This is a genomic window from Borborobacter xinjiangensis (assembly GCF_047739745.1).
Lineage (GTDB): Bacteria > Pseudomonadota > Alphaproteobacteria > Rhizobiales > Rhizobiaceae > Pseudaminobacter.
Map to the genome: position 1 here is coordinate 242,928 of NZ_JBLLVA010000001.1, position 12,788 is coordinate 255,715.

12 protein-coding genes are annotated in these 12,788 nt (G+C 62.6%); 10 read left to right on the forward strand and 2 right to left on the reverse strand.

The window, feature by feature from the left end; translation table 11 throughout:
- The first annotated feature begins 43 nt into the window (after window positions 1-43).
- From ACLKMW_RS01145 to ACLKMW_RS01185, 9 genes are all read left to right on the forward strand, one after another.
- Window positions 44-1,978: a bifunctional 5-dehydro-2-deoxygluconokinase/5-dehydro-2-deoxyphosphogluconate aldolase gene (locus ACLKMW_RS01145; RefSeq protein WP_415722533.1), complete on the forward strand. Its 1,935-nt coding sequence runs from the start codon at window positions 44-46 to the stop codon at window positions 1,976-1,978.
- The gene (gene iolD, locus ACLKMW_RS01150) at window positions 1,975-3,843 is read left to right on the forward strand and encodes a 3D-(3,5/4)-trihydroxycyclohexane-1,2-dione acylhydrolase (decyclizing) (RefSeq protein ID WP_415722534.1); all 1,869 of its coding nucleotides are present in this window, start codon (window positions 1,975-1,977) and stop codon (window positions 3,841-3,843) included. The genes ACLKMW_RS01145 and iolD overlap by 4 nt, the downstream gene beginning before the upstream one ends.
- The gene (gene iolE / locus ACLKMW_RS01155) at window positions 3,840-4,724 is read left to right on the forward strand and encodes a myo-inosose-2 dehydratase (protein ID WP_415722535.1); all 885 of its coding nucleotides are present in this window, start codon (window positions 3,840-3,842) and stop codon (window positions 4,722-4,724) included. Before iolD ends, iolE begins: the two co-directional genes overlap by 4 nt.
- A gap of 210 nt (window positions 4,725-4,934) precedes the next feature.
- Window positions 4,935-5,738 carry a 5-deoxy-glucuronate isomerase gene (iolB, locus tag ACLKMW_RS01160; protein ID WP_415722536.1) on the forward strand — a complete coding sequence of 268 codons (804 nt, stop codon included), beginning with the start codon at window positions 4,935-4,937 and terminating at the stop codon, window positions 5,736-5,738.
- Window positions 5,714-6,256 carry a dihydrofolate reductase gene (locus tag ACLKMW_RS01165; protein ID WP_415722537.1) on the forward strand — a complete coding sequence of 181 codons (543 nt, stop codon included), beginning with the start codon at window positions 5,714-5,716 and terminating at the stop codon, window positions 6,254-6,256. The genes iolB and ACLKMW_RS01165 overlap by 25 nt, the downstream gene beginning before the upstream one ends.
- 145 nt (window positions 6,257-6,401) lie before the next feature.
- Window positions 6,402-7,520, forward strand: coding sequence for an FtsH protease activity modulator HflK (gene hflK / locus ACLKMW_RS01170; protein ID WP_415722538.1), 1,119 nt, complete (start codon window positions 6,402-6,404; stop codon window positions 7,518-7,520).
- Window positions 7,520-8,485 (forward strand): protease modulator HflC, encoded by a 966-nt coding sequence (gene hflC / locus ACLKMW_RS01175; protein ID WP_415722539.1) that lies wholly within the window; start codon window positions 7,520-7,522, stop codon window positions 8,483-8,485. Before hflK ends, hflC begins: the two co-directional genes overlap by 1 nt.
- Window positions 8,486-8,495: 10 nt before the next feature.
- On the forward strand, window positions 8,496-8,681 hold the full coding sequence (locus ACLKMW_RS01180; protein ID WP_415722540.1) for a DUF2065 domain-containing protein: 186 nt from the start codon (window positions 8,496-8,498) through the stop codon (window positions 8,679-8,681).
- A 100-nt stretch (window positions 8,682-8,781) separates the two neighbouring features.
- Window positions 8,782-10,314, forward strand: a complete 1,533-nt coding sequence (locus ACLKMW_RS01185) for a DegQ family serine endoprotease (protein ID WP_415722541.1) — start codon at window positions 8,782-8,784, stop codon at window positions 10,312-10,314.
- Window positions 10,315-10,360: 46 nt separating this feature from the next.
- On the opposite strand, the gene ACLKMW_RS01190 is transcribed toward ACLKMW_RS01185, so the two are convergent.
- Together ACLKMW_RS01190 and serB are read right to left on the reverse strand one after the other, a co-directional pair.
- Entirely contained in the window at window positions 10,361-10,933 is a 573-nt protein-coding gene (locus tag ACLKMW_RS01190) for a GNAT family N-acetyltransferase (protein ID WP_415722542.1), read from the reverse strand.
- Window positions 10,930-11,817, reverse strand: coding sequence for a phosphoserine phosphatase SerB (gene serB, locus ACLKMW_RS01195; protein ID WP_415722543.1), 888 nt, complete (start codon window positions 11,815-11,817; stop codon window positions 10,930-10,932). Before serB ends, ACLKMW_RS01190 begins: the two co-directional genes overlap by 4 nt.
- On the opposite strand from serB, the gene miaA reads away from it, so the two are divergent.
- On the forward strand, window positions 11,801-12,733 hold the full coding sequence (miaA, locus tag ACLKMW_RS01200; protein WP_415722544.1) for a tRNA (adenosine(37)-N6)-dimethylallyltransferase MiaA: 933 nt from the start codon (window positions 11,801-11,803) through the stop codon (window positions 12,731-12,733). The genes serB and miaA overlap by 17 nt on opposite strands.
- Window positions 12,734-12,788 lie beyond the last annotated feature (55 nt).

A 12,788-nucleotide genomic window follows, 5' to 3' on the forward strand; every position in this document is an offset into this window, starting at 1 on the left:
GGGTTAGCAGCCAGACGACTTCCCAGCCGTTCGGGAGGGTACTTTGGCTGTTGCGGACGCAGGAACGCATCTTCTCGACGTCATCACCATCGGCCGCGCCTCGGTCGATCTCTATGGCCAGCAGATCGGCTCACGGCTGGAAGATGTGACGTCATTTGCCAAGTCCGTTGGCGGTTGTCCGGCCAATATCGCCATCGGCACAGCCCGTCTCGGATTGAAATCGGCGCTGCTCTCTCGGGTCGGTGACGAGCAGATGGGCCGCTTCATCCGCGAGCAGATGCATCGGGAAGGGGTCTCTGTGGACGGGCTGGTCACCGATAACGAACGGCTGACGGCGCTCGCTGTCCTTTCGGTCGAAAACGGTCAGAAATTTCCGCTGCTGTTCTATCGCGAGAACTGCGCCGACATGGCGCTGTGCGAAGACGACATCGATCCGGCCTTCATCACTTCCGCCCGCGCGATCGTTGTGACGGGTACGCATTTTTCAAGGCCTGGTCCCGAAGCTGCCCAGCGCAAGGCCATGCGGCTGATGAAAGAGGCCGGCGGCAAGGTTGTGCTCGACATCGACTATCGACCGAACCTCTGGGGTCTGGCTGGCCACGCTGCCGGCGAAAACCGGTACATTGCCTCGGGGGCCGTTTCCGAACGGATGAAGACTGTGCTCGGCGATTGCGACCTGATCGTCGGCACGGAGGAGGAAGTGCTGATCGCTTCGGGCGAGGCCGAGCTTCTGACTGCGCTGAAGACGATCCGGTCGCTTTCTTCGGCGACGATCGTACTCAAGCGCGGACCCATGGGCTGCGTCGTCTATGACGGGCCCATCCCCGATGATCTCGAGCAGGGCATCGTGGGCGAGGGGTTTCCGATCGAAGTGTACAACGTGCTGGGCGCGGGCGACGCCTTCATGTCAGGCTTTTTGCGCGGCTGGCTCCGCGGCGAGGATCTGCGGACCGCCGCAACCTGGGCCAATGCATGCGGAGCGTTGGTGGTATCGCGGCTCCTGTGCTCGCCGGAAACTCCGAGCTTCGAGGAATTGCAGTTCTTCCTCACCAACGGCAGCAAGGAACACGCACTGCGCAAGGACCAGGCGCTCAACCATATCCATCGGGCGACCAACCGGCGACGCGAAATTCCGCTGCTGATGGCGCTGGCGGTCGACCATCGCGTGCAGCTTGAGGAGATTGCGGCTCGGCTCGGCGTCGATCCCGCGCGGCTCGGTGCGTTCAAGGTGCTCGCGGTGAGGGCCGCGGCGAAGGTGGCCGACGGGCGCGACGGCTATGGCATGCTGATCGATGAGCGGCTTGGGCGCGAGGCTATGTTCGAATTCGCCCGGCATCCTTTCACCTGGCTTGGCCGGCCGGTCGAACTGCCGGGCTCGCGACCGCTGCGCTTCGAATTCAGCCAGGATATCGGTTCGCAATTGGCCGAATGGCCGGTCGATCACTGCATCAAATGCCTGTGCTTCTACCACCCGGATGATCCGCCTGAGTTGAAGGAAGAGCAGCAGCAGAAGCTGCGCGCCTTGTTCGAGGCGGCGCGCAAGGTCGGCCGCGAATTGCTGGTGGAAATCATCGCCGGCAAGCACGGCAAGCTTGCCGAAGATACGGTGCCGCGCGTGCTGGAAGAGCTCTATGCGCTTGGAATCAAACCCGATTGGTGGAAGCTGGAGCCGCAGGCGTCGAGCACAGCGTGGAAGGAGATAGAAGCCGTAATCGCCCGACATGATCCTTGGTGCCGGGGCGTTCTTCTGCTCGGGCTGGAGGCGCCGCAGGAGGAGCTTGAGGCGGCCTTCGCCGCAACCGCTGGAGCAAAGGTGGTGAAGGGCTTTGCCGTTGGCCGTACCATATTTGTCGATGCCGCCGAGAAATGGCTGGCCGGAACGATCTCGGACGAGGAAGCTGTCGCCGACATGGCTGCGCGGTTCAAAAGGCTGACTGAAGCCTGGCTTGCGGCGTCCAAAAGCGGGAGGAGAACATGACGAACACCATCCGGCTGACCATGGCGCAGGCACTGACGCGCTTCCTCAGCCGTCAGATGACCGAGATGGACGGGCAAAGACTGCCGCTTTTCGGCGGCGTCTGGGCGATATTCGGCCATGGCAATGTCGCAGGGCTCGGCGAAGCGCTCTATCAGGTGAGAGACGACCTGCCGACCTTTCGCGCCCACAATGAGCAGGCGATGGCGCATGCGGCAATCGCCTATGCCAAGGCGCATTTTCGCCAGCGCATGATGGCGGCAACGACCTCGATCGGGCCGGGTGCTACGAATATGGTGACGGCGGCAGCGCTTGCGCATGTCAATCGCCTGCCGGTGCTGCTGCTGCCGGGCGACGTGTTCGCCAGCCGCATCCCGGATCCGGTGCTCCAACAGGTCGAGGATTTCGGTGATGGTACAGTTTCGGCCAATGACTGCTTCCGGCCGGTGTCGCGCTATTTCGACCGCATCACGCGGCCCGAGCAGATCATGCCGGCGCTGGGACGGGCCATGCAGGTGCTCACCGATCCGGCTGAATGCGGCCCGGTGACGCTGGCGCTCTGCCAGGACGTGCAGGCGCAGGCATATGACTATCCGGAAAGCTTCTTTGAGGAACGGCTGTGGACGCCGCGCCGCCAAAGGCCGGACCAGATCGAACTTGCGGCGGCGGCCGAGGCGCTAAAAAATGCGGAAAAGCCGCTGATCATCGCCGGCGGCGGCGTGCTTTATTCCCAGGCCTCCGACCAATTGGCGGAGTTCGTCCAGGCGACCGGCATTCCGGTCTGCGAGACGCAGGGCGGAAAGTCGTCGCTTCCGGACGATCATCCGCTCAACATGGCGGCAATCGGCGTCACCGGCACATCGGCGGCAAACCGCCTGGCGGAAGAGGCCGACGTTATTCTGGCGGTCGGTACGCGGCTTCAGGATTTCACCACCGGCTCATGGGCGCTGTTTCGCAATCCGGAAAGGCGTTTTATCGGTTTGAACGTCCAGCCATTCGACGCCGGTAAGCACCGGGCGCTGCCGCTGGTGGCGGATGCGCGCGAAGGCCTGGCCGAGTTGCGCGCCGCGCTTGGCGCGTATCGTGCCCCGGCCGATTGGGGCGATCTGGCGATGACGGCCAAGGCCATATGGAGCGCGCAAGCGGCGAAGGTCACCGCTTCGACCAACATTGCGCCGCCTTCCGACGCACAGGTGATCGGGGCGGTACAGCGCGTCATGGGCTCGGGCGCGACCGTGCTCCATGCGGCGGGCGGGTTGCCGGGCGAAATGCACAAACTGTGGCAAGCCGGCGCGCCCGGAACCTATCATGCCGAGTACGGCTATTCCTGCATGGGCTACGAGATTGCAGGCGGGCTCGGCGTGAAGCTGGCGAAGCCGGATGACGAGGTGGTCGTCATGGTCGGTGACGGCTCCTATCTGATGCTGAACTCCGAAATCGCCACCTCGGTGATGCTGGGGCTGAAGCTCATCGTCGTGCTTCTCGACAATCGCGGCTTCGGCTGCATCAACCGGTTGCAGATCGCGACGGGGGGGGCGAACTTCAACAACCTCCTAAGGGATGCAAAGCACCAGACTTTGCCTGAAATCGACTTCGCGGCCCATGCGGCGAGCCTCGGCGCGATCTCGCAGAAGGTGACTTCAGTGGCCGAGCTGGAAACGGCGCTCGCGGCCGCCGGAAACAATGATCGGACGACGGTGATCGTCATCGAAACCGATCCCCTGGTCTCGACCGAGGCCGGCGGCGCATGGTGGGACGTCGCCGTGCCGGAAGTCAGCGAGCGGCCGCAAGTGCGGGAGGCGCGCAAGGCTTACGAGGACGAGGTGCAGGCGAGGCGGGAGGGACGTGACTTGGAGAGGAACGAATGATCCGCATCGGGGCGAACCCAATCGGCTGGTCGAACGACGATATGCCGGAGATCGGCGGCAATATTCCGCTGGAGCAATGTCTGGAGGAGGCGAAGGCGGCCGGCTTCGTCGGCATGGAACTTGGCAACAAGTTTCCGCGAAAATCCGCCGAACTCAGGCCGATCCTTGAGAGGTTTGGCCATTCGCTTGTTGGCGGCTGGTACTCGACCGAGCTTCTGGCGCGCGGGGTTGGCGACGAATTGATTGCGGCGAAGTCGCATGCGACCCTGCTCAATGAGATGGGTTGCTCCGTCTTCATCGCCGCCGAGACATCCGGCGCCATCCATTCGGATCGGAAGCTGCCGCTGTCGGCGCGTCCGGTGTTGCCGAAGGATGCATGGAAGCAGTTTGGCGAGAGATACACGCAATTTGCCGAAGAGGTGCGCGGCGATTACGGGCTGCAACTCGTCTACCATCACCATATGGGCACGGTCGTTCAGTCCGAGGCCGAGATCGATCGCTTCATGGAGGTGACCGGCGAGGCCGTGCATCTGCTGCTCGATACTGGACATGCCACATGGGGCGGTGCCGACCCGGTGCGGCTGGCGCGCCACTACCGGCAGCGCATCAGCCATGTACATGCCAAGGACGTCCGCGAGGCGGTGATGTGGCAATCAAACCGGGAGGATTGGTCGTTCCTCGATTCGGTATTGGCCGGTGTCTATACCGTTCCGGGCGACGGGATGATCGACTATGTTCGGGTGTTGAAGGAACTTGGACCCTATTCCGGCTGGATCGTGGTAGAAGCCGAGCAGGATCCGCAAAAGGCCAATCCGGCTGACTATGCCAGGCTCGGTCACCAGAATCTGACGCGGTTCCTGAACGAGGCCGGCTTGATTTGACCAGGGATTCACAGCATCCATTCTTCCGGCCGCTTTGGCGGCGAATCGCGGTGGTCGTCGTCTGTATTGCGTGGGCAGTCATTGAGTTTTCGTCCGGCGCACTTTTGTGGGCCGTGATTGCCCTTGGCTTTGCCGCCTACGCGGCGTGGCAGTTCTTTTTCCTCTATTCGCCGCCGGCCGGATCCGAGAAAGCGAACAAGGAATGAGGCCATGTCGAAATTGCTGGTGAAGGCAAAGGGCGGGAGCGGACGCGTCGCCCATGTCACGCCGGAAAATGCCGGCTGGACCTATGTCGGTTTCGACCTTCATCGGTTGAAGCAGGGCGACACTGTCTCGGCTCAAACGGGCAACCGCGAAGCCTGCCTGGTGTTCGTCACCGGCAGGGGTGAGGTCGAGGCGGGCGGCGCAGATCTCGGCACGCTTGGCGAACGGATGTCGCCGTTCGATGGAAAGCCCTGGTCGGTCTATGTGCCGCAAAACTCGGACTGGTCCGTGACCGCCAAGACCGACATGGAACTGGCGGTCTGCTCGGCGCCGGGCCTGGACGGCGGGCTGCCGGTGCGCGTTATCGCACCGAACGATCTTGGCCAGGAAGTGCGCGGCAAGGGCACCAATACGCGTTACGTGACCAACATCCTGCCCGAAAGCGAAAAGGCGGATTCGCTGCTTGTGGTCGAGGTCATCACGCCGGGTGGCCACACGTCGAGCTATCCGCCGCACAAGCATGACCAGGACGATCTGCCGGCTGAGTCCTATCTGGAGGAAACCTATTATCACCGCCTGAACCCGCCGCAGGGCTTCGCCTTCCAGCGCGTCTACACCGATGACCGCTCGCTGGACGAGACAATGACGGTGGAAGACGGTGATGTCGTGCTGGTGCCGAAGGGCTATCACCCTTGCGCGGCCTGCCACGGCTATGATCTCTATTATCTCAATGTCATGGCCGGTCCGAAGCGGACTTGGAAATTTCACAACGCCAGGGAGCACGAATGGCTGCTGAACGCCCGAATTTGAGGAAGCTTGCCATTGTGGTGGCAATTGCCGAAAACGGCGTGATCGGCAGGGAGGGTGGCCTGCCGTGGCGGCTTTCGAGCGATCTCAAGCGCTTCAAGGCCGATACCATGGGCAAGCCTATCATCATGGGCCGCAAGACCTGGGAAAGCATCGGGCGTCCGCTTCCGGGCCGGATCAGCATCGTCGTGACTCGCGACAAGTCATTCCGCGCCGAGGGTGCGGAAGTGGTCAACTCGTTCGAGGATGCCGTTGCGCTTGCGCGGATACGCGCGCAAGATTTGCCGGATGCCGACGAAATCTGCATCATCGGCGGTGGGGAGATATATCGGCAAGCCCTGCCGCTGACCGACAAGCTCTATGTGACGCATGTTCTGGCCTCTGTCGACGGCGACACGCGCTTTCCAGAGATCGATCCGGAAATCTGGCGCATGGTGCGGACGTTCGACGTGCCTGTCGGTAAAAATGACAGCCTTGCGACACGTTACACCGTTTACGAACGGCGCCCGACCGTGCATTGAAGAGGCGCGGGCCGCACCAAATCTCGAAAATCGAGGGTGCCGAGGGCGAGCGCGTTGAAAGCGCGGTATGGCGTCCCTATAGAAGGAATACGACTGTTCGCACCTTGCGGCCGGTGCGTCGAGGATTTGAACCGAGAGGACATTCATGCCCTGGAACAATCAGAGCGGAGGAGGCGGCGGTCCATGGGGCGGCGGCGGTAATGGCGGCGGGCCGTGGGGCCAGGGGCCGCGTGGCCCGAGCGGTCCGCAGGGAACCCCACCCGATCTTGAAGACATCATCCGCCGCGGCCAGGACAAGCTGAAGAGCGTGCTTCCCGGGGGTGGCACGGGAAGTCCGGCGCTTTTTGCGCTGATTGCACTTGCGGTCGTGGTGTTCTGGGCATTCCAGGCGATCTACACCGTGCAGCCTGATGAAGTGGCGGTCGAACTACGCTTCGGCAAGCCGAAGACCGAACTCTCGCAGCCGGGCCTGCATTTCCACTGGTGGCCGATCGAAACCGTCGAAAGGGCCACGACGGCCGAGAAGCTTGTCAATATCGGCAGCGGCTCGCGTGAAACCGGGGATTCTGGCCTGATGCTGTCGGGCGATCAGAATATCGTAAACGTCCAGTTTTCGGTGGCCTATCAGGTTTCAGACCCGAGCGCATATCTGTTCAATGTCTCCGCGCCCGACGAAATGCTGCGCCAGGTTGCCGAAAGCGCCATGCGCGAAGCAGTCGGCCGGCGCCCGGCGCAGGACATCTTCCGTGACGACCGCCAGGGCATAGCGGAGGCAGTGCGGGAAATCATCCAGAACTCACTCGACGAATATGGCGCCGGGCTCTCCGTGACCGCAATCTCGATCGAGGATGCGTCGCCGCCGCGTGAAGTGGCCGATGCGTTCAGCGAGGTGCAGCGCGCCGAGCAGGACGAAGACCGCTTCGTCGAGGAATCCAACCAGTATTCGAACCAGAAACTTGGCCAGGCACGCGGTGAGGCAGCCCAGATCCGCGAAGAGGCCGCAGCCTACAAGAACCGCGTCGTCCAGGAAGCCGAAGGTGAGGCGCAGCGCTTCATCTCGGTCTACGAGGAATATGCCAAGGCTCCCGCCGTGACGCGCGAGCGGCTCTATCTCGAAACCATGGAAAAGGTGCTGAAAGGTTCCAACAAGGTTATTGTCGGGCAGGGCGAGGGCCAGGGCGTAGTGCCGTATCTGCCGCTGCCTGAACTGCAAAAGCGCGCGCCGGCAGCACCCGCCGCCAATGCTACGGGAGGAAACAACTAATGGCCAACCGACTCCCCATTATTGCCTTTGTTGTCCTTGCCATTCTGTTCATCCTCTATTCGTCGGTGTTCGTGGTCAACGCGAAGCAGCAGGCGATCATCCTGCGCTTCGGCGAGATCGTCGACGTGAAGAGCGAGCCGGGAATCTATTTCAAGGCGCCGTTCGGCATGTTCGAGGCCGACAACGTCCAGATGGTCGAAAACCGCGTGCTGCGCTTCGATCTCGATGACATCCGCGTTCAGGTCTCCGGCGGCAAGTTCTACGACGTCGACGCGTTCATGGCCTATCGCATCTCCGATCCGCGGCGTTTCCGGCAGGCGGTGTCGGGCAATATCGCATTGGCCGAGGCGCGTCTCAGGACCCGTTTCGACGCGGCATTGCGCCGGGTATACGGTTTGCGCGGCTTTGAGGCGGCGCTGTCGGAGGAACGCGCCTCGATGATGCGCGAAGTGCGCGACCAACTGCGTCCGGACGCCACGTCGCTGGGGCTGGAGATCGAGGATGTCCGCATTCGCCGCACCGATCTCACGCAGGACGTTTCCGAGCAGACCTTCGAGCGCATGAAAGCCGAGCGTCTTGCCGAGGCCGAAAGGCTGAGGGCGCGCGGTCGCGAGGCGGCACAGCGCATCCGTGCCCGTGCCGATCGCGAGGTGATCGAGACGGTTGCCGAGGCGCGCAGGGAATCGGAAATCCTGCGTGGTGAAGGTGAAGCCGCCCGCAATGCGGCCTTTGCGGCAGCCTTCGAGCGCGACCCGGAATTCTTTGAATTCTACCGCTCGATGAAAGCCTATACGGAGGCTTTGGAAGGCTCGGGTACGACGATGGTGCTTTCGCCGGAAGCGGAATTCTTCCGCTATTTCCGCGGTGCCCAAGGCGGCAATACCGGAGCAGCCGCGCCGGCTGCGGGAACCGCACCTGCCGGCGGCGCTGCGGCTCCGCAGCCCGATACCGGCGCCAATCCCTGAAATCCCGGCCATGTGGGATTTCATAGCCGCCATGGGGCTGGTCTTTGTCGTTGAAGGACTGGTCTATGGCGGCTTTCCCGGTCTTGCTCGAAAGCTGGCGTCGGAGGTTCTTTCGACGCCGGAGAACCATTTGCGCGTTGCCGGCCTGGCCGCGATTGCGCTTGGCGTCGGCATCGTCTGGCTGGCGCGCGGCTGACGCAACTTCACGCCCGACGCACGAAAAGCCGTAGGCAAAGCCGCAAACACGCCTTATTTTTTATCAAGATGGCCTGACACCGATCCGGAGGCACTTCCCGATGATATCCCGAACCATTCTGCCTCGCCTGCGAAATACATTTGTCGCCGCGACGGCAGCCTTCGCACTCGGCACAGTCTTGATCCAGCCTTTTGGCGGTCCCGCAGCGGCGCAGGACAGGCCCCAGCCGCCCGCGCAAGGCCCGGCTTCGGTGGCTGATCTTGCAGAAGGGCTGCTGGGTGCAGTGGTCAACATCTCGACCTCGCAGACAGTGAAGGGCGGTGGTGGCCCAGGCGCGGTGCCGATGCCGCAACTGCCGGAAGGCTCGCCGTTTCAGGATTTCTTCGACGACTTCTTCAAGAACCGCCCGGGCGAGGACGGCGGCGGGGGCGGTTCCCAGAAAGTACAGTCGCTCGGCTCCGGCTTCGTGGTCGATGCCGAGAAAGGCATCGTCGTTACCAACAACCACGTGATCGCGGACGCCGACGAGATCGAGGTGAATTTCTCCGATGGTTCCAAGCTGAAGGCGGAACTGGTGGGTACCGATTCCAAGACGGATATCGCCGTTCTCAAGATCGACCCGAAAGCCAAGAAGCTGACTGCCGTAAAATTCGGCGATTCAGCCAAGATGCGCATCGGCGACTGGGTGATGGCTGTCGGCAATCCTTTCGGCCTCGGCGGCTCCGTCACCGTCGGGATCATTTCAGCGCGCAATCGCGACATCAATTCCGGCCCCTATGACGACTTCATCCAGACCGATGCGGCGATCAACCGGGGCAATTCCGGCGGGCCGTTGTTCAACATGTACGGCGAGGTGGTCGGCATCAACACTGCCATCATCTCGCCAACCGGCGGATCGATCGGCATCGGCTTTTCGATACCTTCCGAACTTGCGGCGGGCGTCGTCACGCAGCTTGCCGAGTTCGGCGAGACGCGGCGTGGCTGGCTTGGCGTGCGCATTCAGCCGGTCACCGATGAGATCGCCGAAAGCCTCGGCATGAAGGACGCCAAGGGTGCTCTGGTCGCAGGCGTAATGAGGGGCGGTCCGGTCGACAATGGCACGATCCTGCCGGGTGACGTGATCACGAAGTTCGATGGCAAGGAAGTCGAAGAGATGCGCGACCTGCCGCGCGTCGTCGCTGAAAGCCCGGTCGGCAAGGCGGTCGATGTCGAGATCGTTCGCAAGGGCGTCGAGCAAACCGTCAAGGTGACGCTCGGCCGCCTCGAGGACGGGGAAAAGCTCGCCAAGGCCGATGACGCCGATCAGTCGGCGCCGGATGGCTCGCTCGCGGCAACCGTCTCGGTTCTCGGCATGACCATCGGCGAACTGAACGACGACAGCCGCTCGAAATTCGAGATCGGAGCGGATGTCGCAGGCGTGGTCGTCACCGAAGTGGAGCCGGGCTCGGCGGCTGCCGAGCGTGGAATTCTGGCCGGCGAGGTCATTACGGAAATTGCCCAGGAAACCGTCTCATCGCCTAAGGAGGCGATGGACCGCATCAACACGCTGAAGGAGCAGGGACGCAAGAACGCGCTTTTGATGCTGGCGTCCAAATCCGGCGAGCTGCGGTTTGTGACCGTGCGAATGGATTGAGTCGGAAAACCGACGCAAGCCATTGCGATCGAATAATAAAAGGCGGCTATTCGGCCGCCTTTTTTCTTGCCTGCCAGTCTTGCCTCGAAAGCCGGTACAGCACATGCCGCTTCAGTTCAGGATGGGTGTCGGGCACGCTCGGATGGTCGAAATCCGCTTCGATGTCGCGGGTCATGCCAAGCCGCCGCATGACTGCGGTCGAGCGGTCATTGTTCCACACCGCAAATGAGATGATCTCCGGCTTGCCGAGCTCTTCGAAGCCGAAGCGGAGCATCGCTTCAGCGGCCTCGGTGACATAGCCATGGCCCCAGAACTCCGGCGCCAGCCGCCAGCCGATCTCAAGGGTTCCGGCCGGCACCAATGGCTCGATCTCGGCATCATGCAAGCCGACAAAGCCGATGCATGCGCCGGATTCCGCGACTTCGACCGCGGTGAACCCATAGCCGAGCGAGGCTGCTTCGTCGCGCAGCTTGTCCATCATCGCATCGGAGCGGGCGCGGTCGCGGCGGAACGGAAAGAATTCCATGACGGTGTCGTCGGAGTTTATCCGAAAAAACAGCTCGCGGTCGCGCTCCTCCCAGTTGCGCAGGATGAGGCGGCCGGTGCGTATCGGCCTCATGTCACGAAATCCGTCTGACGATAGCCTTGGATGTAAAGGAGCGCGGTGAGGTCGCCATGATCGATGCGTATCCTTGCTTCGGCCGCAACCACCGGCTTGGCGTGCAGGGCGACACCCGTGCCGGCCAGGCGGATCATGTCGAGGTCGTTGGCGCCGTCGCCAACGGCGATCGCGTCGGCAGGGGTGAGGCCGAAGCGGGCGGAAATTTCGAGAAGAGCCTCTGCTTTGGCGGCGCGCCCGAGAATGGGTTCCACGGTTTCGCCGGTGAGACAGCCCTCGCGTTCGATCAGCCGATTGGCCCGGTGCTCGTCAAAGCCCAGCATGGCGCCGACGCGCGAGGTAAATACGTCGAACCCACCGGAGACGAGCGCAGTGTAGGCACCCCGCCGGCGCATTGTTGCCACCAGTTCGCGCCCGCCCGAGGCCAATGTGAGGCGGCCGGCGATGATCCGCTCGATGACCGCCATATCCAGCCCTTTCAGCAGCGCGACGCGTTCACGCAGTGCCGGCTCGAAGGCGATCTCGCCGTTCATCGAACGCGCGGTAATGGAGGCAACCTGATCCTTCAGACCGATCTCGTCGGCCAGCTCATCAATGCATTCCTGGTCGATCATGGTCGAATCCATGTCGGCTATCAGGATTTTCTTGGCGCGGCCCTCGCGCTCCTGCACGACGATGTCGACCGGCTCGGAGGCGAGTGCGTCACGCAGGGCGGCATCCGCCTCGACGGCCTGCATTCCTTCCGGAACCGCGAGTTCGCAGGCGATTGACTCGCCGAGCCATTCGATGCGGCTTGCGCCGAGCGCACGCAACGCCATATTCGCCAGCGTGGGCGACAGGCGGCGTTGGGCCGGATGGGAAACAAGCGTGGCAACGAGCGACATCGATAAATCCGGTACTGACAGGAACGAAGGGCGGATCAGGAACGCGTTCCTGATAGCCGGGCCTACCGCCAGCGGCAAGTCGGCCATGGCGCTCGCTCTTGCCGAGGAAAAGGGCGGCGTCATCGTCAACACCGATTCCATGCAAACCTATTCGGTGCTGAACGTGCTGACGGCACGGCCGACGGAGGCGGACATGAAGCGCGCGCCGCATTACCTTTATGGCCATGTTTCGCCGAAAACCGCCTATTCCACCGGCGCGTGGCTGCGCGATGTCATGAAACTCATGGACGAGGAGGTGTTTGCGGGGAAAGTGCCGATCTTCGTCGGCGGCACCGGCCTTTACTTTCGTGCCTTGGCCGAGGGCATTTCTGAAATGCCCGACATCCCGCCGCAAATCCGCGACCGCTGGCGTTATCGGCTGACCGAGGACGGACCCGACCGCCTGCATCGTATCCTTCGCCGGGAAGACCCGGACGTTGCCCTTCGCCTGAAGCCCACCGACGGCCAGCGCATCGTGCGGGCATTGGAAGTGCTCGAAGCTTCCGGCAAGTCGATCCTGCGCTGGCAGGCGGAAAAGGGACGTCCACTAATTGATCGGGCAAGCGCACACTTTTTCGTGATCGAGCCGAAGCGGGAGGCGCTTGTCGATCGGATAGACCGGCGTTTCGATGCGATGCTGGCTTTGGGCGCGATGGAGGAGGTGCGAGCAGTGACCGCACTGGAACTCGATCCGGCGTTGCCGGCGATGAAAGCTATCGGTCTTCGTGAGCTTCAGGCGGCGGCTTCCGGCGAAATCACGCTTTCCGAGGCGATTATGCGCGCAAAAATTGCAACCAGGCAATATTCCAAGCGTCAGGCGACATGGTTCCGCAACCAGCTTGGGCCCGAGTGGAAGCGCATCACGACCATGGCGTAGGCAGATCATTGTCGAGAACGGCAGGACCATTGCGCCCTGCCTGCGGTTGCTGTTC

Coding starts and splice junctions, on each gene's coding strand:
- hflK (WP_415722538.1), top strand. CDS start 6,402: ATGCCCTGGAACAATCAGAGCGGAGGAGGCGGCGGTCCATGGGGCGGC.
- hflC (WP_415722539.1), top strand. CDS start 7,520: ATGGCCAACCGACTCCCCATTATTGCCTTTGTTGTCCTTGCCATTCTG.
- ACLKMW_RS01180 (WP_415722540.1), top strand. CDS start 8,496: ATGTGGGATTTCATAGCCGCCATGGGGCTGGTCTTTGTCGTTGAAGGA.
- iolB (WP_415722536.1), top strand. CDS start 4,935: ATGTCGAAATTGCTGGTGAAGGCAAAGGGCGGGAGCGGACGCGTCGCC.
- iolE (WP_415722535.1), top strand. CDS start 3,840: ATGATCCGCATCGGGGCGAACCCAATCGGCTGGTCGAACGACGATATG.
- serB (WP_415722543.1), bottom strand. CDS start 11,817: ATGTCGCTCGTTGCCACGCTTGTTTCCCATCCGGCCCAACGCCGCCTG.
- ACLKMW_RS01190 (WP_415722542.1), bottom strand. CDS start 10,933: ATGAGGCCGATACGCACCGGCCGCCTCATCCTGCGCAACTGGGAGGAG.
- ACLKMW_RS01165 (WP_415722537.1), top strand. CDS start 5,714: ATGGCTGCTGAACGCCCGAATTTGAGGAAGCTTGCCATTGTGGTGGCA.
- ACLKMW_RS01185 (WP_415722541.1), top strand. CDS start 8,782: ATGATATCCCGAACCATTCTGCCTCGCCTGCGAAATACATTTGTCGCC.
- iolD (WP_415722534.1), top strand. CDS start 1,975: ATGACGAACACCATCCGGCTGACCATGGCGCAGGCACTGACGCGCTTC.